This window comes from [Mycobacterium] fortunisiensis (assembly GCF_019050325.1).
Taxonomy (GTDB): Bacteria; Actinomycetota; Actinomycetes; order Mycobacteriales; family Mycobacteriaceae; genus Mycobacterium; species Mycobacterium fortunisiensis.
This window is the reverse complement of record NZ_VOMB01000024.1, coordinates 164,556-190,758: the sequence shown is the minus strand read 5'-3', so window position 1 is coordinate 190,758 and position 26,203 is coordinate 164,556. Positions and strand designations below refer to the sequence as shown.

Below are 26,203 nucleotides of genomic sequence, written 5' to 3'. Positions count from 1 at the left end.
CGCTGAGTTGACTGAGGGTAGCAGCGTGGCCGATGCCGGCACGGCACCCGTGGGGCGGGCAACCAACCGGGCGATGGCCCGGGCGTTCGGTCAGCAACTGTTCTTCCGGGCGCTGGGGATGGTGGCCTCGGTGCTGACGGTGGCGGTCACCACCCGGTATCTGGGGCCGGCCGGTTACGGGTACCTGACCACGGCCGTGGTGTTCGTCGGGCTGTGGACCAGCCTGACCGAGCTGGGTGTGGGCGCCGTCGTGGTGCGCCGGGTGGCGTCGGGCACCGGCGAACTGAGCCGGTTGGTCCGGGTCAACGCCGGGATGTCGCTGGTGTACTGCATCCCGTTGTACGTGATCGCCGCGATCTCCGGGACCGTGGTGTACCGCGGCCAGGACGAAGTCGTCCAGATGGTGCTGATCATCTCGTGCGGCTTGATCCTGACGACCGTGACCAGTTGTCTGGAGCCGGTTTTCCTGGCCAGCCTGCGGTTCACGGCGGTGGCGTGGTCGGACCTGGTCAGCCGGATCGCGTCGCTCGGTGCCACGGTCATGTTGATCGCGATGGACGCCGGCATGGTCTGGTTTGCCGTGGTGCAGCTGATCCCACCGTTGGTGGTGCTGACGATCCAAGGGCTGGCGGCCGCCCGGATCAGTGACTGGCGGCCGGTGTTCTCACTGTCGGAGAGCTGGCACCTGCTGCGGGAAAGCCTGCCGCAGACCGGGGTTCTGATCATCGCGGTGTTGTACTGGCGCGCCGACGGGGTGATCCTGAGCCTGCGCAGCACCCCCGAGCAGGTCGGGGTGTACGGCCTGGCCTACACCTTGGCGTTCACCCTCTCGGTGCTGTCGACGTTCTTCCAGTCCTCGACGCTGTCCACCGCCACCCACACCTTCGCAATCGACCGGAACAGCTTCGCCCGGTTCGTCACCCGGACGGTGGAATCGATGCTGTTTCTGGGCGCACCGATCGCGGTGGTGGGAATCATCGTGGCGCACAGCCTGATCGAACTTGTTGGCTCGTCGGAGTTCGGCGCCCACGGCGGCCTTACCCTGGCATTGCTGCTGGTGGCCGTCACACTGACCTTCCTCAACGCGGCGATCAGCCAAGCCCTGTTCGCCGCGCATGACCAGGTGTTCCTGTTCCGGTTGAACTTCGTCAATCTGATCGGGAACATCGTGCTCAACGTCGTCCTCACGCCCAGCCATGGCGCGGTCGGGGCCGCCGCGGCCCTGATCGTCGCCGAGGCGACCGGACTGCTGGTGGCGACCTGGCGGTTGCGCCGAATCGCCCCCTACCGCACCCCCTGGCCGTTCATCCTTCGGCTGGCGCTGCCGCTGGGTGCCGCTGCCGCGGTGCCGGTGTCCCTGCCGCACGCATCGGTGCTGTGGGTGCTGCCGCTGTCGGCGGCGGTGTATCTGGCGGTGAATCTCGCGACCGGGCCGGTGACGTTGCGGGTGATCAAGCGCATGCTGACCGAACCTGAGCCGCAATGAACGGGGAACTCGACCGGGCCTATCTGGCGCAGCGGTTCCGCGTCCCACGGCCACCGCAGGCCGCGCCGGTGCGGCGTGCGACCGCGGTCCTGATCGTCGCCTACCGCAATCCGATGTTGCTCACTGATTGTCTTGCGGCCGTGCACAACCAGCTGCCGGAGCTGCCGGTCCTGGTGTGGGACAACTCCGGCCCACAGTATCCGGGGATGGCAGCGGTGGCGGCCACCCACCGCGGGGTGCGGTGGTTCCGCGGGTCATCGAATGTGGGGTTCGCCGCGGCGGTCAACGCGCTGGCCGCCGAAGTTCCCGAACACAATCTGTTGCTGCTCAACCCCGACGCGGTGCTGCAGGGGCCACTCGAAAAGACCCTGTCGCGGCTGGATCGGCCCGGTGTCGCGGCGGCAGCGCCGCTGGTGACCGGGCATTCGGTCAGCCAGAAGCACCATCGCACTTGGGATGTCGCTCATCGTGAGCACGGCCTGGTGCGTGCGCTGGTCTCGTACGCCGGGTATGCCGACCGGTTGCGGGGCACTCGGGTGTCCGAACTGTACGGTGCCCGTCCGACCTCGGTCGGCGGCTATCTCACCGGCGCCTGCCTGGCCGTCAGCCGTGATGCCTGGGCGGCGGTCGGCTGCTTCGACGAGGAGTTCTTCCTCTACGGCGAGGAGGCGGACTGGCAGCGCAGGGCCCGTTCGGCCGGCTGGACAGTGGAACTGGTCGACGAGCCCGGGGTGGCGCACACCGGCCACGGCACCGTGTCCGACGATGCCGCCGCGGCGGTGCGGTCGCGAGATCTGTTGCGTGCCAACATCGCCTTGAACCTGGAACTGGACAAGGGCAAGAGGACAGCTGACCGGTACCTGGCCGGAACCTCGGTCCTGGACCGGGTGCAGCGTTCGACCCGGCGGCAGCGTACGGCCCGCCGGCGGCCGGCCGGCACCCGCCCGGCAGTGATCATCACCTCCAACCGGCTGGTCTTCGGCGGCGCTGAACGCCAGCACGTGCTGCTGGCCGCGGAGCTGGACCGGCGCGGATACGAGGTGGTGATCGTGTGCGTCCAACGACTGGGGCCCCTGGTCGCCGAGATTCCGCTGTCGGTGCGGGTGGTGCGGCAGCCGTGGTGGGCGCCGGTGGTGGACGTGGGGGCCGGCCGAGCCATCGTGATCAGCGGTGACACCAACACCGAGACCGGATTCGCCACCGGGTGGCGGGCCGCCGGACCGGGACGCCGGTGGCTGGTGGCCGCACACATTCCGCCGAACCCGCACGGCCCCACCTACTCCGCGGTGCTGGCCGCCGCCATGCGGCGGGCCGACGGTTTCGTCGCGCTGTCACCGCGGCACTGGGCGGAGGCGACGACATACCAAAACCTTGGCAGCACCAGGTTTTTCGCGCCCAACGGGGTGTCAACGCGCGCCGAGGCGGCGTCGGTACCGGCCCGGCCGCCGGTCGCCGAAACCCCGCATCTGGTGATGCTCAGCCGCATCGTCGAGCACAAGAACCCGCACCTGCTCATCGCCGCCCTCGACGGTCTGCGGCACCTGCCGTGGCGGCTGTCCATCTACGGGGACGGACCGGATCGGCAGGAACTACAGGCCGCGATGCCCGCCGGGCTGCTCGACCGGGTGGCATGGCGGGGCTGGTCGCCGGGCCCGGGGCCGGCGCTGGACGATTGTGACCTGCTGTGCGTGCCCAGCCGGTCGGAGGCATTTCCGTTGGTGATCCTCGAAGCCATGGCCCGGCGGATCCCGGTGGCCGCATCGGCGGTGTGTTCGGTCGCCGACATGCTCGACGGCGGGCGGGCGGGCTTTCTCGTCGAGGACATCTCGGTGGCCGGCTGGCGCACCGCGCTGGATGCCGCGCTGCGGGACCTGTCTGGATGGAAAGAGCTGGGCGACAGTGGTTTCCGGAGGATGGTCGAGCGCTACACGATCGAGGCGATGGCCGACGCCTATGAGACGGCGATCGCGGCGGCGTTCGGATGACGGGGCTGCGGGTGCTGTGGCTGTCGCCGTGGATGCGGCCGCTGGCCCGTGTCTACGCCGAGGCCCTGCATGCTGTTGGGGCGCAGGTGTTGCTGGTGACGTCGGACCAGCATCCTTCCTCGGACACCGCCCGTCCCTACGAACGCGTCCTCGATCCCCGCCCGAAGAATCTTCGGACTTGGCCGGATGCCGCGCGAACGGGGTGGCAGATCACGCGGTTCGGTCCGGACGTCGTGGTGTCCGAGCTGGTGCGTGATCCGCGCTGGCTGGCGTTCGCCCCGGCGACGCCGCGGGTCGAGTTGCGGCACGACGACCGGCCGCACGATGTGGGGGAGGTCCGGCCGCGGTGGGAGCGCGAGCTGTTCGGCCGCCGCGCCCGCACGGCCCGGACGGTGGCGTTCAGCCGCTACGTTGCCGACGCCGTGGGGGTCGCCGATATCGTCCCGCTGACCAGCGATCTCGCCGACAGGGACGTGCCGGACCTGGTCCCGGCCACCGCCCGGCGCGACTTCGTGCTGGCCGGCCGGCTCAACGGATACAAGAACATCGACGTGTGCCTGCGCGCGTGGCAGAAACACACCGCGGGCGGTGCCTGGGCCGGTGACGATCTCGTGCTGCTCGGCGACGGCGAGTGGCGCGGCGCCCTGCCCGATCATGTGGTGTGGCACCGCAGGTCGTTTCGGTACGCCGACGTGGTGCCGGTGCTGGCCCGCGCCAAAGGAACGGTCGTGCACTACCGCCGGGCATCCCAGAGCGGGGTGCAGGTGCTGGCCATGCAGTTGGGCGTGACGCCGATCGTGTCCACCTCGGGCGCACTGCCCGAGTTTCAGCCGCCAGGGGAACTGCCCATCGGCGTGGACGATGTCGACGGGTTGAGCCGCGCGTTCGACGAGCTGGCCGACGGTGGCGCTGCGGCCGCCCGAGGCGCACGGGCCCGCGACCATTACCGCCGAACGTATTCTGCGCCGGCGTCGGCGCGGGCCCTGTTCGAGGTGCTCAGCCGTGTTGCGGCGCGGAGAGGCTGAGCCACAGCGTCGCGAGCCGGGCCCGCCAGTCCGCGACGTCGAATGCCTCGGCACGGTGCCGGGCCGAGTCGGCCAGCGCGCACCGCAGGGCGTCGTCTGTGGTCAGCCGTTGCAGCGCCGCGGCCAGCGCCGCGGGTTCGCCTGGCGGAACGAGCAATCCGGTCACGCCGTCGACAACGGCCTCCGGGATGGCCCCGACGGGCGTGCTGACCGGTACCACCCCGTGCGCCATGGCCTCCAGGATCGCCATCGGCAGGCCTTCGTCGTGACTGGGCAGCGCGAAGATGTCGGCGCGCTGCAGCAGCCGGTCTCGGTCGACGGGCCCGACCCAGTCGTGGATCTCGATCACGTCGTCCAGACCGCCGGCGGTGACGAGGGCGCGTACCTGCGCCACCTCACCGTCGCCGGCGATCACGACGCGCAACTGGGCACGGACGTCGGCGGGCAGCCCGGCGACGGCCGCCAGCAGATCGTAGGTGCCCTTGCGCTGACCGACCCGTCCGAGCGAGAGCACCGTGAGGGGACGGGAACTCGGGTCGCGGGCCGGGGCGATCTCGGGCAGGACGACGGGGTTGTGCAGCACCTCGACCTTGTGCCCGGGCAGGGCCAGGCTGCGCCGGTACTGCTCGGCCAGGGTGGCGCCCAGTACCAGCCAGTGGTCGGCCCGCAGTGCGACGCGCACCAACCGGCGGATCGGTGCGGGCAGCGGGTCCAGCCAGCCCGAGAAGTCGAAGCTGTGCCCGTGCACGATCGCCGGGATGCCGCGCAGTCGGGCTGCCATGAGTGGCAACGACTTCCGCACCACGCTGCCGCCGTGCGCCAGGTGGACATGGACGACGTCGGTGCGACCGCACAGAATGAGCGCCGTCGCGATCGCCATGCCACGGACCCCGGTCCACAGCCGGGCCGGCATTCCGGCATCGATGAAGGTGGGAACCGCGGTGAGGACGAACCGTGGATCGGGATCGTCGAGCAGAAGCCGCATCACCGTGGCCATCCCGCCACGGCTCCGGTCACTGGCCGGCGCCGGTCCGATGGCCAGCACCCGGCACCGCACTGCGCTGCGCACCGTGCGAGTATGGCAAACATTATTCGTGACGTGTCTGCCGGCCGGGGCGCTGGCCGCTCGGGGGCATGGGCCGCCGGCCGGGATGACGCGCAGCGTCCCGTCGCAGGATCGGTGCGGGTCGCGGCCAATCGACACGAGTCCCGCGGTCGGCGCCTCGCCGGGCTCGGCGGCGAATTCTGGCGATCTGACGAAAAACTTTGCGGTGTCAATAAATTAGCTGCTGACAGCAATCAATGGTTATTGCGAAACCTGCACTCGAGTGTCAATCGACGTAGGCTCATGTGATTCCACTCACATATTGACGCTCGCGTCTGTTAACTCGGCCTTCGATGCTGCAAGCTTGACGCGTTCTTATGTTGGTTCCGAGGAGTGGCGCAATCATGGGTCTGTCGGATCTGACTGCGTCCCCCGGGCTCTATCACTCAGCAACGAAATTCCTCGACGGCACAAGCGCTGTCGCCGCCGGTCTGCTGCCCGCCCGCGGCTTGCGGTCCCATCAGCGTCGGTACGTGCGCTGGCTGACATTCTCCGACGCGGTTGTGGTGGCCGCGGTGGTGGCCCTGGCACAGACCTTGAGGTTCGGCTCGGTCACCGGCGAGAGCCTGGCCTACACCAACGTCGACTATGCCTTCGTCTCGGCGGTGATCGTGGTGGCCTGGCTGGTGGCCCTGGCTTCGCAACGGAGCCGGGCGGCCCAGGTGCTCGATCACGGACTCGAGGAATACCGCCGGGTGTGGACGGCCACGCTGTCGGTGTTCGCCGTCGTCGCGGTGATCTCGGCGATGTTCCAGCTCGAGATCGCCCGCGGATTCCTGGCCCTGGCACTGCCGCTGGGCCTGGCCGCCCTGACGCTCAACCGCATGCTTGGCCGGCGCTATGTCGCGGCTCGGCGCCGGGCGGGGCAGTTCGTCAGCTCGGTGCTCGCGGTCGGGCACCCCGGCTCGGTGCGGGCGTTGGCGCGGGAGCTCAGTTGCCACCCGCAGGGCGGATACCGCGTGGTCGGGGTCTGCGTTCCGGAGGGTGCGGGGGTGGGGCTTGCCGCGGTGGACGGCATCCCGGCCTACCAGCACCGCGGCGACATCGTGCACGCCGTGCTCCGGTCGGGCGCCGACACCGTGGCACTCACCTCCGGGCATCTCGACCCGAACGAAATCCGGGACCTGTCATGGCAATTGGAGAAGTTGGATATCGACCTGGTGGTGTCGCCGGGCATCGTCGACGTCTCCGGTCCGCGGCTCATGATGCGTCCGGTCGGCGGCCTTCCGCTCATCCACGTCGACAAACCGCAATACGAGGGGGCCAAGCGGTTCCACAAACGGGCCTTCGACCTGTGCCTGGCGACCGCCGCGTTGACCGTGGCGGCGCCGGTGATGCTCGCGGCTGCCCTGGCCATCAAGCTGACCAGCCACGGCCCGGTGTTCTACAAGGCCGAACGCATCGGCCTGGACGGCACTCCGTTCACCATGATCAAGTTCCGCAGCATGGTGGTCGACGCCGATCAGCGGCTGGCCCAGCTCGCCGGACGCAACGACGGCAACGGGGTGCTGTTCAAGCTGCGCCACGATCCGCGCGTCACCCCGGTGGGCCGGTGGCTGCGCCGCTACAGCATCGACGAACTGCCCCAACTGATCAACGTGCTGCGCCGGGAGATGAGCATCGTCGGCCCCCGGCCGCCGCTGCGCAACGAGGTCGACTGCTACGACCAACAGGTGCGGCGGCGGATGTTGGTGCCTCCGGGGATCACCGGGCTGTGGCAGGTCAGTGGCCGCTCGGATCTGTCGTGGGAGGATTCGGTGCGGCTGGACCTGTCGTATGTCGAGAACTGGTCGATGGTAGGCGATCTCGTGATCATCGCCAGCACCGCCAAGGCCGTCGTGCTCGGATCGGGTGCCTACTGAGCCGTGCGTGCCGAACCGACCATGCCACCGCGCACCACATTCGAGCGGTCCAATCACCTGCAGGCCAGGCTGCACGAACTGGTGCCGGGAGGGGCGCACACCTACGCCCGCGGATCGGACCAGTATCCGGAATCCATGGCACCGGTGCTGGTGCGCGGCCGCGGATGCCGGGTCTGGGATGCCGACGGCAACGAGTTCATCGAATACGGAATGGGTCTGCGTGCAGTCACATTGGGCCACGCCTACGCCCCGGTCAACGAGGCGGTATGCGCAGCGATCGCCGACGGCGTCAACTTCAGCCGGCCCACCGTGCACGAGCTCGCCGCGGCCGAGGACTTTCTCCGGCTGGTGCCGGGGGCCGACATGGTGAAGTTCGCCAAGAACGGGTCGGACGTGACCACCGCCGCGGTGCGGCTGGCCCGGGCGTTCACCGGGCGCACCAAGGTCGCGATCTGCGACCAGCCGTTCTTCTCCTCCGACGACTGGTTCATCGGCACCACGGCGATGGCTGCCGGGATCCCGGCACCGGCCGTGGCCGGCACCGTGCGCTTTCGCTACAACGACCTGCCGGCCCTGGAAGATCAGTTGCGGCACAACGATGTTGCCTGCATCGTGATGGAGGCCGCGACCGCCACCGCCGAACCCGAGCCGGGGTATCTCACGGCGGTCCGTGAACTGTGTGACCGGACCGGCACCCTGCTGGTGTTCGACGAGATGATCACCGGCTTCCGCTGGTCGGCCGGTGGGGCACAGGAGGTGTACAGGGTCACGCCGGACCTGTCGTGCTGGGGAAAGGCCATGGGCAACGGCTTCCCGCTGTCCGCGCTCGCCGGCAAGCGCGAGGTCATGGAGCTCGGTGGGTTGCGGACCGATCGCGATCGGGTGTTCCTGTTGTCGACCACCCACGGTCCGGAAACCGCTGCGCTGGCAGCCTTCCGGGCGGTGGTCGCGGCCTACGCCGACGGCGCCCCCATCGCCCGCATGGAGCACGCCGGGCAATTGCTGGCCGACGGTGTCACCGCCGCGGCCGCCGGGCACGGGCTGTCGGCACACGTGCAGGTGATCGGCCGGCCCTCGTGTCTGGTCTTCGTGACGCGCGATGCCCAGCTGGAACCGTCGCAGGCCTTCCGTGCGCTGTTCCTGCAGGAGCTGTTGAAACACGGGGTGCTCGGCCAATCGTTCGTCACCTCGGCCGCCCACGACGACACCGCCGTCGCCCGCACGGTCGCCGCCGTCGATGCCGCGCTGCGGGTGTATCGCCATGCCGTGGACCGAAAGTCGGTGGACGGGTTGCTGATCGGGCGGCCCGTGGCGCCCGCGGTCCGGCGCTCGGCGCAGCCGCGCCGGCTCGAAGAACGGCCGGGCGGGGGTGGTGATGGTGGAACCCGCATTCACTGACCCGGGCAGCGCACCGGGCCGGCCGGGGAATCAGGGCCGCCGCCACGATCCCAAGCGCTACCTCTGGCCGCTCGCCGCGGTCGTCCCCGGCTTGGTGGTGCTCTCCTGGCTGGCGGTGAAAGTCACCGGCCTCAGCTGGTTTTGGTGGTTGGGGCCGGTGCTGGCGTTCGTGCTGATGCCGCTTTTGGACCACCTCGTCGGGACCGACAGCAGCAATCCGGCCGAGGGGGCCTATGTCGATCTCGACCGTGACCCCTGGTATCGCTGGGCCACCTGCCTGTACCTACCCAATCAGTACCTGTCGTTGGTCTTCGCCTGCTGGGTGTTCAGCGGCGGCGGCTGGGTGGCGCTGTCGGTGGCCGACCGGCTCGGGCTGCTGGTGACGGTGGGCATCGTCGGCGGTATCGGCATCAACGCCGCGCACGAGTTGGGACACAAGAATGCCCGCCTCGAACGGCGGCTGAGCCGGGCCGCCCTGGCCCAGACCTGCTACGGCCACTTCGCCGTCGAGCACAATCGCGGCCACCATGCCCGCGTCGCCACCCCGGATGATCCGGCCAGTTCGATGCTGGGACAAAGCCTTTACCGCTTCATCGGACGGTCGGTAATCGGCGGACTGCGTTCGGCCTGGGGATTGGAGGCCCGCCGGCTGGCCCGGCACGGACGCTCGCCGTGGACGTTGCAGAACGACGTGCTCAGCACCTGGCTGACGAGCGCGGCGCTGTTCGCCGGGTTGGCCGTCTGGTTCGGACCGGTGGTACTGCCGCTGCTGGCCGGACAGGCCGTGGTCGGTGTCGGCCTGCTCGAAGCGGTGAACTACATCGAGCACTACGGCCTGCGCCGGGCACGGCTGCCCGACGGTCGCTACGAACGGGTGTCCACACAGCACAGCTGGAACGCCAACACCCTGGTGGCGAACATCTTCCTGTTCCATCTGCAGCGCCACTCGGATCACCACACCAATCCCCAACGGCGCTACCAGAACTTGCGCAGCGTACAGACGGCCCCGCAACTACCGGCCGGCTACGGCACGATGCTGATGCTGGCCCTGGTGCCGCCGCTGTGGCGCCGGGTCATGGACCCTCGCGTGATCGCGCACTACGCGGGCCGGATCGAGCTGGCCGCCCTCGATCCGCGCCGCCGCGACCACCTCCTGCGCGTCCACGAAACGCGCGCCGCATGAGCACGCTGTCGCGCAGGCAGCTGTTCGGCGTCGGTGCGGCCGCCGCGCTGGGCGCGGGCGGGGCGGGCTGGCTGGTGCACCGCCACCCCGAGCCGAGCGCGCCGCGGGCGCACTACCCGGCGATCGTGGTGGGCAGCGGATACGGCGGCGGGGTGTCAGCACTTCGCCTGGGGCAAGCCGGAATCGAGACCCTGGTCATCGAGAAGGGCCGGTCCTGGGACACCCCCGACGAAGACGGCCGGCGCTTCACGAAGATGTTGCCCGCCGACACCCGGGCCGGGTGGTTCCAGGCCGTCCCGCCGAGCCTGGTCACCTCGTTCGAGGGGTTTTCGATCGAATCGGTGGCGCAGCACGCGCCGTCCGCGCAGCCGGTCCAGGCCGGTGTCTGCGACAAGTCCACCCACGGCGCCCATCGAGTTTTCCACGGCGTCGGAGTGGGTGGGGGATCACTGGTCAACGCGGCGGTGGCGGCAATCCCGACCCCTGGCCAGGTTGCCGAGTGCTTCCCCGACATCGGGGCGGACGAGTTCTTCGGGACCTACCTGCCGCGGGCCGAGCAGACCCTGCGGATCAGTTACCGCGACATGGACTGGTTCGAGCGCACGCCGTGGTTCCAGTTCGCCCGGGTGGGCCGCCAATATGCCGCTGCGGCAGGCTATCCCGTCGACTACAGCGGCAGCGCCTACTCGTTCGACTACATGCTGGGCGAGGAGGCCGGCACCGTTGAACGGTCGGCGTTCGCGTTCGAGCAGCAGTTCGGGAACAACCACGGCCGGGTGGGCAGTGTCGACCAGACCTACCTGGCTTCGGCGGTGGCCACCGGCAACGTCACGGTGCGACCGCTGACCGAGGTGACCGCGATCCGCCGGGAGGGCCGCGACGAGTACGTGGTGTCCACCCGGTCGATCGACCGCTGGGGGACAGAGACCGGCCGCCAGGAAATCGGCTGCACACAGCTGTTTTTGAGTGCCGGGGTGCTGGGCACCAATCAGATCCTGTTGCGCGCCAGGGAAACCGGGGCGCTACCGGATCTGCACGATGCCGTGGGACGCGGGTACGGCAACAACGGCGACATGATGGTGGCGCACTGGCTCAACGACAGCGATCCGGCCGGCACCCAGCAATCGCTGCTCGGACTGATCAACCTCGATGGCCGGGCGGACCCGGAAAACCCGGTGTACGCCACCATGTTCTCGATCCCGCTGCCCGTCGAGACCTACATGCTCGGCTACTACGTGATGGTCAAGACGGGCGACCGGGCCGAGATCAGCTACGACCGCGGCTCCGATTCGATCACCATCGACTGGCCCACCGCCCACACCGACCACCTGGTCGAGCGCACGCGAGCGGTCTTCGACAAGCTCACCGGGGCCAACGGGGTGGAGTACCGCGACGACATCTTCTCCGGCGAGGTCTTCGCCCCCAACACCGTGCATCCGCTGGGCGGTTGTGTGCGCGGTGCGGCCACGGATGCGTTCGGCCGGGTCCACGGGTACCAGAACCTGTACGTCAACGACGCGTCGCTGATACCCGGCTACCTGGGCTGCAACCCGTTCATGACCATCACGGCACTGGCCGAACGCAACATCGAGGCGGTCCTGGCCGGGCGACGCTAGGGCGGCCGGCGCGACTACTCGGCCAGTCGGGTCGCCGGGTGCACCGCGACCAGGCCCAGCGCGCTGCGCCGCCGGCACATCGCGGCCAATTCGGCGTAGGCCTTCTCACCGAGCACCGCGGTGAGTTCAGGTGCGTAGGACTCGAACACCGGGCGGGCCCCGACATGGGCGGCCGGATCCCCGGTGCAGTACCAGTGCAGATCGGAGCCGCCCTCGCCCCAGCCGCGCCGGTCGTATTCGGTGATGACGGTCCGCAGGATCTGGGTGTCGTCGGGCCGGGTCACCCATTCCTGGCTGCGCCGGATCGGCAGCTGCCAGCACACGTCGGGCTTCATCGTCAGCGGCTCGACACCCAGCTTGAGGGCCTTGCTGTGCAGCGCGCAGCCGATCCCGCCGGCGAAGCCGGGACGGTTCAGAAAGATGCACGCCCCTTTGTACTTTCGGGTGCGCAGGTTGGGCTTGCCGTCGTACTCGTCGTCCTCCAGGTAGCCCTTACGGCCCAGGCCCTTCTCCCGGAACTGCCAGTCCTCGTCGGTGAGCTGGGCGACCGCGTCATCGAGCCGGGCCCGGTCGTCGTCGTCGGACAGGAACGCGCCGTGCGAGCAGCAGCCGTCGTCGGGACGACCCTCGACCGTGCCCTGGCAGGCCGGGGTGCCGAACACGCACGTCCAACGGGACAACAACCACGTCATGTCGGCCGCGATCAGATGTGTCGCATCCTCGGGGTCATAGAACTCCACCCACTCGCGGGCAAAGTCCAGTTCCACCTCACCGGGATGCACATCTGTCACGCCCCAAACGCTACCTCTATATGGCCGAACACATTTCCCAGCCGCGCCACGACGCGCGGCGGATCACACCGCAGCCCGCGACGATCGGCCCCGGCAAGCTGCGGGCACACCGGCCACAGAGCCCGCCTGGGCTGCGGTTAGGTTGGTGCGGTGCGGTTAGGCGTGCTCGATGTCGGGAGCAACACGGTTCATCTCCTCGTGGTGGATGCGCGCCGTGGCGGTCATCCCACCCCGATGAGCTCGACCAAGGCCGCGTTGCGGCTCGCGGAGGCCATCGACGATTCGGGCAAGCTCACCCGCAAGGGCGCCGACAGCCTGGTCGCCACCGTCGACGAGTTCGCCAAGATTGCCACCAGCTCGGGATGCGCGGAGCTGATGGCGTTTGCCACCTCCGCGGTGCGCGACGCCACCAACTCCGAAGAGGTACTGGCCCGGGTGCGGGCCGAGACCGGGGTTTCGCTCGGCGTGCTCAGCGGCGTCGACGAATCCCGGCTGACTTTCCTGGCGGTGCGCCGCTGGTATGGCTGGAGCGCCGGCCGCATCGTCAACATCGACATCGGTGGTGGCTCCCTGGAGCTGTCCAGCGGGGTCGACGAAGAACCCGAGGTGGCACTGTCCCTGCCGCTGGGTGCGGGCCGGCTGACCAGGGAGTGGCTCACCGAAGACCCTCCTGGACGGCGCCGGGTCGCGATGCTGCGGGACTGGCTGGCCAATGAGCTCGCCGACCCCGCCGTCACCATGCGCCGGTCCGGCAACCCCGACCTGGCGGTGGCGACCTCGAAGACCTTCCGATCGCTGGCCCGGCTGACCGGTGCGGCCCCGTCCGGGGCGGGTCCGCGGGTCAAGCGCACCCTCACCGCGACTGGATTAAGACAGCTCATAGCTTTCATCTCTAGGATGACAGCGGCTGACCGTGCCGAACTGGAAGGGGTGAGTGCCGAGCGGGCACCACAGATCGTGGCCGGTGCTTTGGTAGCTGAAGCTAGTATGCGAGCACTGGAGATCGATTCCGTCGACATTTGCCCCTGGGCGTTGCGAGAGGGGCTGATTCTGCGGAAACTCGACAGCGAGGCCGACGGCACAGCCTTGGTAGAGACGTCTGCGCGGGATGCTGGACGTTTGAGGAAAGCTAGCCCCAAAGGCACACAGGTATGACAGGACCAGAAAACAGCCCATCCGGCACCCGGCCCATCTCGGTCGCGGAGCTGCTGGCGAAGAACGGGACGATCGGAGCACCACCGGTCGGCGGCCGTCGTCGTCGCCGGCGCGCTAACAGCGATGCGGTGACCGTCGCCGAGCTCACCGGCGAGATCCCGGTCATCACCGACGACATGGACGAACCCGAGCCGCAGGACGAGCCGGCCGGCTTCAGCCCCGCCACGCGGCCCGATCCGATGGCCGACACCACCGTCGTGGAGCCGATCGTCGACGAGCCCCGCGGACGCGGCGGGCGCAACGGCGGCCCGCGACCGGCCCGGGTCGCGCCACCGGAACCCGAGGTGGTCCCCACCGAGGCCGAGGACGACTACGACGCGCACCTGGCCGCCCGCGAGGCCGACCCCGAGCCCGTCGAGTTCCGCCCGCGCCCACGTCGCGCGCCGTCCAAGCGGCGGCCCAAGCCCGACTACCAACCGTCGGGCACCGGTGCCGAACGGATGAGCCCGGACCCGCTCGACGAGTTCGACGGCACCGAGACGGACGAAGCCGAGGACACCCACGCCGAGTCGGAAGCGGCCGAGGATGCCGGCTACCCGGGCTTCGGGGACTTTCCGGACTACGCCGACGACTACTCCGACAGCTACGGCGGCGACGGCTCGTACTCGTCGCTGGGCCCGCTGTTCGGCGGGGAGTCCGTCGCCGACGACGTGGCCCGCCGCCCGCGCGGCCGCGCCGGCTTCGACGACGCCGATCTCGATCATGACGACGAGCCGGCCCGGGGTGACGAGGCCGACGAGTTCGACGACTTCGACGAGGACGAGCAGCCCAGCTCCCCGCTGGTGCGCGGGTTGTGGATCGTCGGTCAGTGCGTGATCGCGGTGGCCTTCGGGGCCGGGCTGTTCATCGCGTTCGATCAGCTGTGGAAGTGGAACACCATCGTGGCCCTGGTGCTCGGTGTGCTGGTCATCCTCGGCCTGGCCGGGGGCGTGCGGGTGGTCCGCAAGACCGAGGACATCGGCAGCACGCTGACCGCGGTCGCGGTCGGGGCGCTGGTGACGTTCGGACCGCTGGCGTTGCTGCAGGCGAGTTAGCACCCTGGCAGACGCGAAGAGTCCAACCGCACCAGACACAATTGCCGTTGTGCGCCCAGCCATCAAGGTCGGTCTGTCGACCGCGTCCGTCTACCCGCTGAGAACCGAGGCCGCCTTCGAGTACGCGGCCCGGCTCGGCTACGACGGTGTCGAGTTGATGGTGTGGGCCGAATCGGTCAGCCAGTCCGTGGAAGCCGTAGCCGCGTTGTCGTCTCACTATGGAATCCCGGTGTTGTCGGTGCATGCACCCTGCCTGCTGATCTCGCAGCGGGTGTGGGGTGCCAACCCGATCTCGAAGCTCGAACGCAGCGTGCGCGCCGCCGAACAGCTGGGCGCCCAGACGGTCGTCGTGCATCCGCCGTTCCGCTGGCAGCGGCGCTACGCCGAGGGATTCAGCGACCAGGTGGCCGCGCTGGAGGCCGACAGCGAGGTGCTGGTGGCGGTCGAGAACATGTTCCCGTTCCGCGCCGACCGGTTCTTCGGCGCCGGCGGCACCTCGGTGGAACGGATGCGTAAGCGCGGCGGCAGGCCGGGACCGGGCATCTCGGCGTTCGCACCGTCCTACGACCCGCTGGACGGCAACCACGCGCACTACACGCTCGACCTGAGCCACACCGCGACGGCGGGCACCGACGCCATGGAGATGGCCCATCGGATGGGCGACGGTCTGGTGCACCTGCACCTGTGCGACGGCAAGGGCGCGTCCACCGACGAGCATCTGGTCCCCGGCCGCGGAACCCAGCCCGTCGCCGAGGTGTGCCGGCTGCTGGCGGCCGGCGACTTCGCCGGCCACGTCGTGCTGGAGGTCACCACCTCGGCGGCCAAGACCGCCGCCGAACGCGAGGCGCTGCTGACCGAGTCACTGCAGTTCGCCCGTGCCCACCTGATGCGCTGACCGTGAGGACGCCCATGCCCGGATCCACCCTGTTCACCGATGCCATGGCGCTGACGGCCGCCGGCGACGGTGTCTATCACGGCGAGCTCAACGAGCACTGGACCATCGGGCCCAAGGTGCACGGCGGCGCGATGCTCGCGCTGTGCGCCAACGCGGCCCGTACCGAGTTGGGTACCTCGGCGCAGCCGCTCGCGGTGTCCGGGAACTTTCTGTGGGCACCGGATCCCGGCCCGATGCAGGTGGTCACCACGGTGCGCAAGCGCGGCCGCCGGATCGGCCTGGTGGACGTAGAGCTCCGGCAAGGCGAGAGAACTGCGGTGACGGTGTCGGTGACGCTGGGCGAACCGGAACATCATGTGCCGCCGCTGCTGTCGTTCAACCCGGTGGTGCCGTTGATGACGCCGGAACCGCCGCCGGGGCTGGAGGCGATCGGGCCCGGACATCCGATGGAGCATGTCGTGCACCTGGCGCACGGCTGTGACATCCGGCCGGCGCTGCACACGATGGGCCCGCGCACGGATGGGGGACCGCCCGTGTTCGAGTACTGGGTGCGTCCCAAGGGAGTGGCTCCCGACGTCCTGTTCGCGCTCCTGTGCGGCGACGTGTCGGCTCCGGTCACCTTTGCCGTGGAGCGCACCGGTTGGGCGCCCACGGTCCAGCTGACGGCCTATCTGCGGGCGTTGCCGGCCGATGGCTGGCTGCGGGTGATGTGCACCTCGGTGCAGATCGGGCAGGACTGGTTCGACGAGGACCACATCGTGGTGGACTGCGAGGGGCGGATCATCGTGCAGACGCGGCAGCTGGCGATGGTGCCGGCGGCGTCCTGACGCCGGAGGCGTCGATGCAGCCCTGACGCCGGAGGCGTCGATGCAGCCCTGCGCCGCGACGTGAAATGCTGTCGGCCATGTCGAGAATCGCGATAATCGGCGGCGGCAGCATGGGCGAGGCGCTGCTGTCGGGGCTGTTACGGGCTGGCAGACAGGTCAAGGACCTGGTGGTCGCCGAGAAGTTCGGTGACCGGGCCAAGTATCTGTCGGAGAAGTATTCGGTGCTGGTCACCTCGGTTGCCGACGCTGCCGACAACGCGGCCTGTGTGGTGATCGCGGTGAAGCCGGCGGACGTCGAGCATGTGATCGACGAGATCGCCGAGGCCGCCGTGAAGGCCGACACCGACACCGCCGAGCAGGTGTTCGTCAGCATCGTCGCCGGCGTCAGCACGTCCTACTACGAGAACAAGCTGCCGGCCGGCGCCCCGGTGGTCCGTGTCATGCCCAATGCCCCGATCGTGGTCGGCGGCGGGGTGAGCGCGCTGGCGGCGGGCCGGTTCGTCACCGCCGAGCAGCTCAAGGAGGTCGCGTCGATCTTCGATGCGGTCGGCGGGGTCAGCACGGTCAGCGAATCGCAGCTGGACGCGGTGACCGCGGTGTCGGGTTCGGGGCCGGCGTATTTCTTCCTGATGGTCGAGGCCCTGGTGGATGCGGGCGTGGAGGCGGGGCTGTCGCGGGCGGTGGCCACCGATCTGGCGGTGCAGACGATGGCCGGTTCGGCCGCGATGCTGTTGGAACGTCTCGATGAGGTCAAGGCGGCCGGCGGTTCCGGGCTGGACACTTCACCGAGCCGGCTGCGGGCGATGGTGACTTCACCGGGCGGGACGACGGCCGCTGGGCTGCGGGAATTGGAGCGTGGTGGCCTGCGGGCCGCGGTCGCCAATGCCGTTCAGGCCGCGAAAACGCGCTCTGAGCAGCTCGGAATTACATCTGAGTAATTAGATTAATTCCGATCGATTAGCCCACACCCGTCGCAGTAACCCCACCCGCCACGCTATTCTCCCTTTGTATGCGCGGGTCGGTGCCAGCGGTGGGGAAGCCGCTGGAACTGCCTGTGCCTGATTGATTGGGTTGCGATGACGTCTATGAACGGGCCATCGGCGCGGGATGCTGGTGACGGTCAGCCTCGAGCTCAATTTCTGACGGTCGCCGAGGTGGCGAGCTTGATGAGGGTCTCGAAGATGACGGTGTACCGGTTGGTGCACAACGGTGAATTGCCTGCGGTACGAGTGGGTCGATCGTTCCGGGTCCACGCCAAGGCCGTCCACGATCTGCTGGAGTCTTCGTACTTCGACGCCGGCTAGGCACGCGGTCGCAGCGGGCTGGGCGCCCAGAGCAGGCTGGCGTTTTCCGTTTCGGTGGTTGGCCCGGGTAAAGTAGCCGGGTCAATCATCAGCGTCAGTAAGCGGAAGACACCGGGGTTTATGGGCTCAGTCATCAAGAAGCGGCGTAAGCGTATGTCGAAGAAGAAGCACCGCAAGCTGCTTCGGCGCACTCGGGTGCAGCGTAGAAAACTCGGTAAGTAGCTTTCCGCTGCGGCCGCTAGGCTGAGCCGATGGATTCTGATGGTCGTTCGGGGGGACGCCCGACGGGAGTCCCCGGTCCGTCTGGTGTGGACCACCCAGGTGGTGCACAGTCCGCAGACGCACCGTCCCATCCCAAGGTTGTCCTGGTCACGGGTGCGTGCCGGTTCCTCGGTGGTTATCTGACCGCCAGGCTGGCGCAGAACCCGTTGATCGAGCACGTCATCGCCGTCGACGCGGTCGTGCCGAGCAAGGACCTGCGGCGCCGGATGGGGCGGGCCGAGTTCGTCCGCGCCGACATCCGCAACCCGTTCATCGCCAAGGTGATCCGAAACGGGAACGTCGACACCGTCGTGCATGCCGCGGCGGCGTCCTATGCCCCGCGGTCCGGCGGCCGGGCCACGTTGAAGGAACTCAACGTGATGGGCGCGATCCAGCTGTTCGCGGCGTGCCAGAAGGCGCCGTCGGTGCGTCGGGTCGTGCTCAAGTCCACCTCGGAGGTCTACGGCGCGAGCCCGCGCGATCCGGTGATGTTCAGCGAGGAGAGCACCGCCCGCCGTCCGCCGGGGGACGGGTTCGCCCGCGACAGCATCGACATCGAGGGCTACGCCCGCGGTCTGGCCCGGCGCCGTCCCGACATCGACCTGACCATCCTGCGGCTGGCCAACATGATCGGCCCGGCGATGGACACCGCGCTGTCGCGGTATCTGGCCGGGCCGCTGGTGCCGTCGATGATCGGCTACGACGCGCGCCTGCAACTGCTGCACGAACAGGATGCGCTCGGCGCGCTGGAACGGGCCGCGGTGGCCGGCAAGGCGGGCACGTTCAACATCGGTGCGACGGGCATCATCATGATGAGCCAGGCGATCCGGCGCTCGGGGCGGATCCGGGTCCCGGTCCCGCCGGGAGCGCTGTCGGCGATGAATTCGCTCAGTCGCGCAACGCGTTACACCGAACTCGACCGCGATCAGATGAACTATCTGAGCTACGGCCGGGTCATGGACACTACGCGAATGCACAGGGATCTGGGCTACAGTCCCAAGTGGACGACGGCCGAGGCATTCGACGACTACGTCCGCGGTCGTGGATTGACTCCGATACTCGATCCACGATGGGTACGCTCAATGGAGAGTCGCGCCGTGGGGGTGGCGCAGCGTTTGGGACAGTAGGACTGGCTCTATCCGGGGTGGGGAGAAGGTATCGACGTGTCGGGTGAACCTCACGCGAAAGTTATTCCGCTGCATGGGAACTCGAATCGTTCCTCGGCTGCGCGCCGCGCCGCCGCCCGATCTGAGAGCGCTCGCAGGCATCCGTCGGTGCTAGCCGATCCGGGTGGCCGCGCCTCGGCCGAGCAGATCGCCGCGGTGGTACGCGAAATCGATCAGCGTCGCGGCGCCTCGGGTCAGTCGGCGGCCGACGCCGGGCCCTCCGAACTCGTCAAGGGGATCGCGGCGGCGTCGGATTTCGTCCGCACCCGGATGACCGGCGAGTATTCGGTGGACGAGTTCGGGTTCGATTCGCACATCACCAACGCAATCTTTTTGCCTTTGCTGCGAACATTGTTCCGGTCCTGGTTCCGGGTCGAGGTGTCCGGCATCGAGAACCTGCCCGAGAGCGGGGCGGCGCTCGTGGTGGCCAACCACGCCGGGGTGCTGCCGTTCGACGGGTTGATGACCCAGGTGGCCGTGCACGACCACCACCCGGCGCACCGGGACCTGCGACTGCTGGCCGCCGATCTGGTGTTCGACCTGCCGTTCGTCGGGCAGGCCGCGCGCAAGGCCGGGCATACCGTGGCGTGCACCACCGACGCTCACCGGCTGCTGGCCAACGGTGAGCTCACCGCGGTGTTCCCGGAGGGGTTCAAGGGGCTGGGCAAGAATTTCAAGGACCGCTACAAGCTTCAGCGGTTCGGCCGGGGCGGCTTCGTTTCCGCAGCTCTGCGGGCCCAGGTGCCGATCGTGCCGTGCTCGATCGTCGGGTCGGAGGAGATCTATCCGATGATGGCCGACGTCAAGCTGTTGGCCCGGCTGCTCGGTCTGCCCTACTTCCCGGTGACCCCGCTGTTCCCGTTGGCCGGTCCGTTGGGCATGGTGCCGTTGCCGTCGAAATGGCACATCCAGTTCGGCGAGCCGATCGAGACCACGGAGTACGACGAGAGCGCCGCCGACGATCCGATGGTCACCTTCGAGCTGACCGACCAGGTTCGCGAGACCATCCAGCACACGCTGTACCGGCTGTTGGCCGGCCGCCGAAACATGTTCTTCGGCTGAGCTTTTTCTGCTCGCGCAAAGGAAAGTCAGCCGCCGGACTTTTGCCCGGCAATCATCTTGGCGATCGCGGCGTCGCGCTTGGCGGCGATTGCCGAGCTGATCTCGTCGGCCTCGTCGGGATGGGCGGCCTCGCCGAGCATGGTGACCACACTGGTGGCCACCGGCTTGCCGTCGTCGTCGGTGACCTCGGCGCGCACCTCACAGATCACCGTGCCGTGCGACTCGATCACCGAATCCAGGTACGAGTCGAACCACAGCTTGTCGCCGACCATGATCGGCCGGTGGAAGATGAGCTTCTGGTCCCGGTGCAGCACGCGCTCCAGGTTGATCGGGATGTCGAACTTGTCGAACAGCTCCAGCTGCACTCGCCGCCCGGCCACCGCCAGGAACGTCAGCGACGCCACCACCGCGTCGTGGCCGTACTCCTTGGCGGCCTCGGCGGAGTAGTGGGCGGGATGGTCGTCTTTGACCGCGGAGGCGAACTCCCGGACCTTCTCCCGGCCCACCTCGAAATAGTCGGGGTACCGGTAGTGGGTTCCGATGATGTTTGCGGCGATGCTCATATTCCCTGCGCTGTTCGGTGTGCTGGGCGCACAAAAGTGCCTGGCGGCGGGACCGTCGGGCGGCCCGCCGCGGAAGTTTATCAGCGCGGGACCGCGGCTCAGCGAATGTCGTGACGACGCGACGCCACCGCCGCCAGGGCACCCCCGAGCGCGCCGAGCGCGAGCGCCGACGGCACCCCGATGCGGGCCGCCTTGCGGGCGGTGCGGAAGTCGCGGATCTCCCACCCGCGCTCGCGGGCCACGTCCCGCAGGGCGGCGTCGGGGTTGATTGCCACCGCGGTGCCGACCAGCGACAGCATCGGCACATCGTTGAAGCTGTCCGAATAGGCCGTGCACCGGCGCAGGTTCAGCCCCTCCCGGATGGCCAGCGACCGCACCGCGTGGGCCTTGCCGGTGCCGTGCAGGATGTCGCCCACCAGCCGGCCGGTGAACACGCCGTCCACCGACTCGGCGACCGTCCCCAGCGCCCCCGTGAAGCCCAGCCGCTTGGCGATCGTGGCGGCCAGCTCGTAGGGCGTGGCGGTGACGAGCCAGACCTGCTGCCCGGCGTCGAGGTGCATCTGGGCCAGCGCCCGGGTACCGGGCCAGATCTTGTCGGCGATGATCTCGTCGTAGATCTCCTCGCCCAACTCGACGAGCTCGGCCGTCGAGCGGCCCTCGATGAACGCCAGGGCCTTCTGCTTGCCCTCGGCGACGTCGTCGCTGTTCTCCTTGCCGGTGAGCTGGAACTTGGCCTGGGCGTACACGATGCCCAGGATGTCGCGGTAGGTGAAGTACTTGCGGGCGGCCAGGCCGCGGGCGAAGTGCACCAGCGACGAGCCGTGCACCAGGGTGTTGTCGACGTCGAAGAACGCCGCGGCGGTCAGATCGGGCGGCGGTGCCGGCACCCCGGCGGGGTCGGTGTCGGACTCGAGTTCGGTGACGGCGAGTTCAGCGCTGGCCTCGGCGGCAAGCTCCTGTTCGAGCGCATCGGCACTACCGGATTCGGGCACGTTTTCACCCTAAGTCACCGCGCCGGGATACTGGCGGTGTGGAGCACGTGCGGACCGAGACCGGCGGCCGAGCCACGGTGACGTTGCTGACCAGGGCCGGCTGCAGCATGTGCGCGCGCGCCGCGCAGCAGCTGGCGGCGCTGCGCGAAGAACTGGACTTCGAGCTGGCGACGACGGACGTGGACGAGGCCGCGGCCGCCGGTGACGCGACGCTGCGGGCCCGGTTCGGCGACCTGTTGCCGGTGATTTTGCTGAACGGAACCGAGCACAGCTATTGGGAAGTCGACGAGCAGCAGCTCCGGGCCGACCTGACCGGCCGATGACGCCACCGGCTGAAATTTGGTGGGCAGGGGAGAAAACGATTACCTTGTTAACGTGGTGATGACGCCGTGAGTGTGCTGCTATTTGGGGTTTCGCACCGCAGCGCGCCGGTGTCTGTTCTCGAACAGTTGAGCACTGACGAATCCGATCAGGCCAAGATCATCGACGAGGTGCTGCGGTCCTCGCTCGTCACCGAGGCCATGGTGCTGTCCACCTGCAACCGCGTCGAGGTGTATGCGGTGGTCGAGGCCTTCCACGGGGGCCTGTCGGTCATCGGCCAGGTGCTGTCGGACCACTCGGGCATGTCGCTCAACGATCTCACCAAATACGCCTACGTGCGCTACGCCGAGGCTGCCGTCGAGCACCTGTTCGCCGTCACCAGCGGCCTGGATTCGGCCGTCATCGGCGAGGCCCAGGTGCTGGGCCAGGTGCGTCGCGCCTACGCGACGGCCGAAGAACACCAGACTGTCGGCCGCACCCTGCACGAGCTGGCCCAGCGGGCCCTGAACGTCGGCAAACGGGTCCATTCCGAGACCGGGATCGACGCGGCCGGCGCCTCGGTGGTCTCGGTGGCGCTCGGCATGGCCGAGACCAAACTCACCGGCGGGCTGGCCGGCCGCAGCGCCGCGGTGATCGGCGCCGGCTCGATGGGCGCCCTGGCCGGTGCGCACCTGCTGCGGGCCGGGATCGAGCGGGTCAACGTCGTCAACCGCTCGTTGCCGCGGGCCCAGCGCCTGGCCGCCAACCTCACCGAGCAGGGGGTGCAGGCCCGGCCGATGTCGCTGGATCAGCTGGCCGAGGCCTTGTCCGACGCCGACGTCGTGGTCAGCAGCACCGGCGCGGTGCGCCCGGTGGTGTCGCTGGCCGACGTGCACCACGCGCTGGCGCAGCGCGACGCCACCGCCGGTGATCGCCAGCTGATCATCTGTGACCTGGGCATGCCGCGCGACGTGGATCCGGCGGTGTCCGGGCTGCCCGGTGTCTGGGTGGTCGACATGGACCGGATCCAGCGCGAGCCGTCGGCGCGGGCCGCGGCCACCGACGCCGACGCCGCCCGCACGATCGTCGCCACCGAGGTGGCCAACTACCTGGCCGGCCAGCGGATGGCCGAGGTCACCCCGACCGTCACCGCGCTGCGGCAGCGCGCCGCCGACGTGGTGGAGGCCGAGCTGCTGCGCCTGGACAACCGGCTGCCCGGGTTGGACGCGGCACACCGTGACGAGGTGGCCAAGACGGTCCGCCGCGTCGTCGACAAACTTTTGCACGCACCCACGGTGCGGGTGAAACAACTCGCCAGCGCACCTGGCGGGGACAGCTACGCAGAGGCCCTGCGGGAGCTGTTCGAGCTCGATCCGCAGGCCGTGGAAGCTGTCGCGGCCAGCGAATTGCCCTTCATGACAACAGATCTCGATAAGACTGAGTAGAGCTTGGTAGAAACGCGCGATACGGTAATCCGGATCGGCACCCGGGGTAGCCTGCTGGCGACCACGCAGGCCGGCACCATCAGGGACGCTTTGTCGGCGGCCGGTCACCCGTGTGAGTTGGTGATCATCTCGACCGAGGGGGACCGCAACCAGGGGCCGATCGCCGAGATCGGCGTCGGGGTGTTCACCGCCGCGCTGCGCGAGGCCATCGCCGACGGCCGGGTGGACATGGCCGTGCACTCCTACAAAGATTTGCCCACCGCCCGTGACGCCCGGTTCGTGATCGCCGCGGTCCCGCGTCGTGAAGATCCCCGTGATGCGCTGGTGGCACGCGACGGAATGGTGCTCGGGGAGTTGCCGGCGGGGTCTGTGATCGGGACGTCGAGTGCGCGACGGGCCGCGCAGCTTAGAGCACTGGGTCTCGGTTTGGAAATCCGCCCCCTACGAGGCAACCTAGATACCAGGTTGAACAGGGTTACGAGCGGTGATCTCGACGCCATCGTGGTTGCCCGGGCGGGCCTGGCCCGTATCGGACGCCTCGATGAAGTCACCGAGGCGCTCGAGCCGGTGCAGATGTTGCCGGCACCGGCACAGGGTGCGCTCGCGGTGGAATGCCGAGCCGAGGACACCGAGCTGATCTCGGTGCTGTCGGAATTGGATGACGCCGATACACGCGCCGCGGTCACCGCCGAACGGATCCTGCTCGCCGAACTGGAGGCGGGTTGTTCCGCACCGGTGGGCGCGATCGCCGAGGTGGTCGAGTCCATCGATGAGGACGGCAACGTCTTCGAGGAGCTGTCGTTGCGCGGTTGCGTGGCGACGCTGGACGGATCCGACATGATCCGTGCGTCCGGCATCGGGACTCCCGAGCGGGCCGAAGAGCTTGGGCTCTCGGTGGCGGCGGAGCTTTTCGAGCTGGGTGCACGCGAGCTGTTGGTAGAGCGCGGGAGTGAAGAATGACCATGCGAGGCCGCAAGGCGAAGCCCGGCCGCATCACATTTGTGGGCTCGGGCCCGGGCGATCCGGGGCTGCTGACGGCGCGGGCGCAATCAGTGTTGGCGCACGCCGAGTTGGTGTTCACCGATCCCGACGTTCCCGAAGCCGTACTGGCCCTGATCGGCACCGAGTTGCCGCCGGCGTCCGGCCCGGCCCCGGCCGAGCCGGCCAAGGCCGCTGACGCCTCAGGTGCCGAGGCGACTGCCAGTCCCGCAGACGAGCAGGCCGCCGTCATCCCCGGTGGGCCCGAGATCCGCCCCGCCCTCGGCGATCCTGCCGAGGTGGCCAAGACGCTGGTCGCCGAGGCCCGTCACGGCTACGACGTGGTGCGCCTGGTCGCCGGTGACCCGCTGTCCGTGGATGCCGTCATCACCGAGATCGGTGCGCTGGCCAAGAGCCACGTGAACTTCGAGATCGTCCCCGGGCTGCCCGCCACCAGCGCGGTGCCGACCTACGCGGGCCTGCCGCTGGGGTCCTCGCACACCGTGGCAGATGTCCGGGGTGACGTGGACTGGGCGGCGCTGGCCGCCGCGCCGGGGCCGCTGATCCTGCACGCGACGGCGTCGCACCTGCCCGAAGCCGCCCGCACCCTGATCGAGCAGGGGCTGGTCGAGAGCACCCCGGCGGTGGTGACCGCCAGCGGTACCACCTGCCAGCAGCGGTCGGTGGAGACCACGCTGGGCGGTCTGCTCGACAAGGGCGTGCTGGAGAAGCCGGCCGGCAGCGAGCTGGCCGGTCCGCTCACCGGCCCGCTGGTCGTCACGATCGGCAAGACCGTGGCCAACCGGGCCAAGCTGAACTGGTGGGAGAGCCGCGCCCTGTACGGCTGGACCGTGCTGGTGCCGCGCACCAAGGATCAGGCCGGCGAGATGAGTGATCGGCTCGTGGGCCACGGCGCCCTGCCCATCGAGGTGCCGACCATCGCCGTCGAGCCGCCGCGCAGCCCCGCGCAGATGGAGCGCGCGGTCAAGGGCCTGGTCGACGGACGCTTCCAGTGGGTGGTGTTCACCTCCACCAACGCGGTTCGCGCGGTGTGGGAGAAGTTCAACGAGTTCGGTCTGGACGCGCGGGCGTTCTCCGGGGTGAAGATCGCCTGCGTCGGGCAGGCCACCGCCGACAAGGTGCGGGCCTTCGGGATCAACCCCGAGCTGGTGCCCTCGGGTGAGCAGTCCTCGCTGGGCTTGCTGGAGGAGTTCCCGCCGTTCGACGAGGTTTTCGATCCGGTGAACCGGGTGCTGCTGCCCCGGGCGGACATCGCCACCGAGACCCTGGCCGAGGGCTTGCGTGAGCGCGGCTGGGAGATCGAGGACGTCACCGCCTACCGCACGGTGCGGGCCGCTCCGCCGCCGGCGCAGACCCGCGAGATGATCAAGACCGGCGGGTTCGACGCGGTCTGCTTCACCTCCAGCTCGACGGTGCGCAACCTGGTCGGTATCGCCGGCAAGCCGCACGCCCGGACCATCGTGGCCTGCATCGGTCCGAAGACCGCGGAGACTGCCGCCGAGTTCGGCCTGCGGGTGGACGTGCAGCCGGAGACCGCTGCCGTGGGGCCGCTGGTCGACGCGCTCGCCGAGCATGCCGCACGGCTGCGCGCCGAGGGTGCGCTGCCCCCGCCGCGGAAGAAGAGCCGCCGCCGGTAGGGAACCGTGCCGGTCGAAACGACATTCCGGCAGGCTGGTACTCGAACTTCTT

At 69.1% G+C, this 26,203-nt stretch carries 24 protein-coding genes; 20 read left to right on the top strand and 4 right to left on the bottom strand.

The window, feature by feature from the left end:
- Window positions 1-7: 7 nt before the first annotated feature.
- Genes FR943_RS23170 through FR943_RS23160 form a run of 3 tightly spaced genes read left to right on the top strand, consistent with a single transcriptional unit; the run spans window position 8 to window position 4,496 of the window.
- Complete coding sequence (locus FR943_RS23170; RefSeq protein WP_246585209.1) at window positions 8-1,486, top strand: oligosaccharide flippase family protein; 1,479 nt, start codon at window positions 8-10, stop codon at window positions 1,484-1,486.
- A complete protein-coding gene (locus tag FR943_RS23165) occupies window positions 1,483-3,471 on the top strand; it encodes a glycosyltransferase (RefSeq protein WP_217160609.1) in 1,989 nt (662 codons plus the stop codon). Before FR943_RS23170 ends, FR943_RS23165 begins: the two co-directional genes overlap by 4 nt.
- Window positions 3,468-4,496 (top strand): glycosyltransferase, encoded by a 1,029-nt coding sequence (locus FR943_RS23160; protein WP_218046092.1) that lies wholly within the window; start codon window positions 3,468-3,470, stop codon window positions 4,494-4,496. Before FR943_RS23165 ends, FR943_RS23160 begins: the two co-directional genes overlap by 4 nt.
- Here the strand turns inward: FR943_RS23160 and FR943_RS23155 are convergent.
- Window positions 4,468-5,565 carry a glycosyltransferase family 4 protein gene (locus FR943_RS23155; RefSeq protein WP_308170637.1) on the bottom strand — a complete coding sequence of 366 codons (1,098 nt, stop codon included), beginning with the start codon at window positions 5,563-5,565 and terminating at the stop codon, window positions 4,468-4,470. The genes FR943_RS23160 and FR943_RS23155 overlap by 29 nt on opposite strands.
- A 380-nt stretch (window positions 5,566-5,945) precedes the next feature.
- On the opposite strand from FR943_RS23155, the gene FR943_RS23150 reads away from it, so the two are divergent.
- The 4 genes from FR943_RS23150 to FR943_RS23135 are packed head-to-tail and all read left to right on the top strand — an operon-like array spanning window position 5,946 to window position 11,660.
- Window positions 5,946-7,463 carry a sugar transferase gene (locus tag FR943_RS23150; protein WP_217160608.1) on the top strand — a complete coding sequence of 506 codons (1,518 nt, stop codon included), beginning with the start codon at window positions 5,946-5,948 and terminating at the stop codon, window positions 7,461-7,463.
- Between the two features lie 21 nt (window positions 7,464-7,484).
- Window positions 7,485-8,861, top strand: a complete 1,377-nt coding sequence (locus tag FR943_RS23145; protein WP_217160644.1) for a glutamate-1-semialdehyde 2,1-aminomutase — start codon at window positions 7,485-7,487, stop codon at window positions 8,859-8,861.
- A complete protein-coding gene (locus FR943_RS23140; RefSeq protein WP_308170636.1) occupies window positions 8,842-10,044 on the top strand; it encodes an alkane 1-monooxygenase in 1,203 nt (400 codons plus the stop codon). The genes FR943_RS23145 and FR943_RS23140 overlap by 20 nt, the downstream gene beginning before the upstream one ends.
- Entirely contained in the window at window positions 10,041-11,660 is a 1,620-nt protein-coding gene (locus tag FR943_RS23135) for a GMC oxidoreductase (RefSeq protein ID WP_217160606.1), read from the top strand. The genes FR943_RS23140 and FR943_RS23135 overlap by 4 nt, the downstream gene beginning before the upstream one ends.
- Window positions 11,661-11,674: 14 nt before the next feature.
- On the opposite strand, the gene FR943_RS23130 is transcribed toward FR943_RS23135, so the two are convergent.
- Window positions 11,675-12,451 carry a DUF3109 family protein gene (locus FR943_RS23130; RefSeq protein ID WP_217160605.1) on the bottom strand — a complete coding sequence of 259 codons (777 nt, stop codon included), beginning with the start codon at window positions 12,449-12,451 and terminating at the stop codon, window positions 11,675-11,677.
- 150 nt (window positions 12,452-12,601) lie between these two features.
- Between FR943_RS23130 and FR943_RS23125 the strand changes: the two genes are divergently transcribed.
- The 9 genes from FR943_RS23125 (at window position 12,602) to FR943_RS23085 (ending at window position 20,215) form a co-directional block, all read left to right on the top strand.
- Complete coding sequence (locus tag FR943_RS23125; RefSeq protein ID WP_217160604.1) at window positions 12,602-13,606, top strand: Ppx/GppA family phosphatase; 1,005 nt, start codon at window positions 12,602-12,604, stop codon at window positions 13,604-13,606.
- Window positions 13,603-14,700: an Rv0497 family membrane protein gene (locus FR943_RS23120; RefSeq protein ID WP_217160603.1), complete on the top strand. Its 1,098-nt coding sequence runs from the start codon at window positions 13,603-13,605 to the stop codon at window positions 14,698-14,700. The genes FR943_RS23125 and FR943_RS23120 overlap by 4 nt, the downstream gene beginning before the upstream one ends.
- A gap of 49 nt (window positions 14,701-14,749) precedes the next feature.
- Window positions 14,750-15,595 carry a sugar phosphate isomerase/epimerase family protein gene (locus tag FR943_RS23115; RefSeq protein ID WP_217160602.1) on the top strand — a complete coding sequence of 282 codons (846 nt, stop codon included), beginning with the start codon at window positions 14,750-14,752 and terminating at the stop codon, window positions 15,593-15,595.
- Window positions 15,596-15,609: 14 nt separating this feature from the next.
- Window positions 15,610-16,422 carry a thioesterase family protein gene (locus tag FR943_RS23110; RefSeq protein ID WP_217160601.1) on the top strand — a complete coding sequence of 271 codons (813 nt, stop codon included), beginning with the start codon at window positions 15,610-15,612 and terminating at the stop codon, window positions 16,420-16,422.
- 77 nt (window positions 16,423-16,499) lie between these two features.
- Window positions 16,500-17,360 (top strand): pyrroline-5-carboxylate reductase, encoded by an 861-nt coding sequence (gene proC, locus FR943_RS23105; RefSeq protein WP_217160600.1) that lies wholly within the window; start codon window positions 16,500-16,502, stop codon window positions 17,358-17,360.
- 138 nt (window positions 17,361-17,498) lie between these two features.
- On the top strand, window positions 17,499-17,726 hold the full coding sequence (locus tag FR943_RS23100) for a cell division/environmental response transcriptional regulator (protein WP_003882954.1): 228 nt from the start codon (window positions 17,499-17,501) through the stop codon (window positions 17,724-17,726).
- Between the two features lie 120 nt (window positions 17,727-17,846).
- The gene (locus FR943_RS23095) at window positions 17,847-17,948 is read left to right on the top strand and encodes a 30S ribosomal protein bS22 (RefSeq protein WP_003402602.1); all 102 of its coding nucleotides are present in this window, start codon (window positions 17,847-17,849) and stop codon (window positions 17,946-17,948) included.
- A 29-nt stretch (window positions 17,949-17,977) separates the two neighbouring features.
- Window positions 17,978-19,114, top strand: a complete 1,137-nt coding sequence (locus FR943_RS23090) for an SDR family oxidoreductase (protein ID WP_217160599.1) — start codon at window positions 17,978-17,980, stop codon at window positions 19,112-19,114.
- A 36-nt stretch (window positions 19,115-19,150) separates the two neighbouring features.
- The gene (locus FR943_RS23085; RefSeq protein ID WP_217160598.1) at window positions 19,151-20,215 is read left to right on the top strand and encodes a lysophospholipid acyltransferase family protein; all 1,065 of its coding nucleotides are present in this window, start codon (window positions 19,151-19,153) and stop codon (window positions 20,213-20,215) included.
- Between the two features lie 26 nt (window positions 20,216-20,241).
- Here FR943_RS23085 and FR943_RS23080 read toward each other — a convergent pair whose 3' ends face one another.
- Both FR943_RS23080 and FR943_RS23075 read right to left on the bottom strand, forming a co-directional pair.
- Window positions 20,242-20,778, bottom strand: a complete 537-nt coding sequence (locus FR943_RS23080; RefSeq protein ID WP_217160597.1) for an FAS1-like dehydratase domain-containing protein — start codon at window positions 20,776-20,778, stop codon at window positions 20,242-20,244.
- Between the two features lie 98 nt (window positions 20,779-20,876).
- On the bottom strand, window positions 20,877-21,770 hold the full coding sequence (locus FR943_RS23075) for an HAD family hydrolase (RefSeq protein ID WP_217160596.1): 894 nt from the start codon (window positions 21,768-21,770) through the stop codon (window positions 20,877-20,879).
- Window positions 21,771-21,808: 38 nt separating this feature from the next.
- Here FR943_RS23075 and FR943_RS23070 point away from each other — a divergent pair, with 38 nt between their 5' ends.
- The 4 genes from FR943_RS23070 (at window position 21,809) to FR943_RS23055 (ending at window position 26,151) form a co-directional block, all read left to right on the top strand.
- On the top strand, window positions 21,809-22,093 hold the full coding sequence (locus tag FR943_RS23070) for a glutaredoxin family protein (RefSeq protein ID WP_308170635.1): 285 nt from the start codon (window positions 21,809-21,811) through the stop codon (window positions 22,091-22,093).
- Between the two features lie 66 nt (window positions 22,094-22,159).
- Window positions 22,160-23,515, top strand: a complete 1,356-nt coding sequence (locus FR943_RS23065; protein WP_217160595.1) for a glutamyl-tRNA reductase — start codon at window positions 22,160-22,162, stop codon at window positions 23,513-23,515.
- A 3-nt stretch (window positions 23,516-23,518) separates the two neighbouring features.
- The gene (hemC, locus tag FR943_RS23060; RefSeq protein ID WP_217160594.1) at window positions 23,519-24,475 is read left to right on the top strand and encodes a hydroxymethylbilane synthase; all 957 of its coding nucleotides are present in this window, start codon (window positions 23,519-23,521) and stop codon (window positions 24,473-24,475) included.
- Entirely contained in the window at window positions 24,472-26,151 is a 1,680-nt protein-coding gene (locus FR943_RS23055) for a bifunctional uroporphyrinogen-III C-methyltransferase/uroporphyrinogen-III synthase (protein WP_217160593.1), read from the top strand. Before hemC ends, FR943_RS23055 begins: the two co-directional genes overlap by 4 nt.
- The last annotated feature ends 52 nt before the right edge of the window (window positions 26,152-26,203 follow it).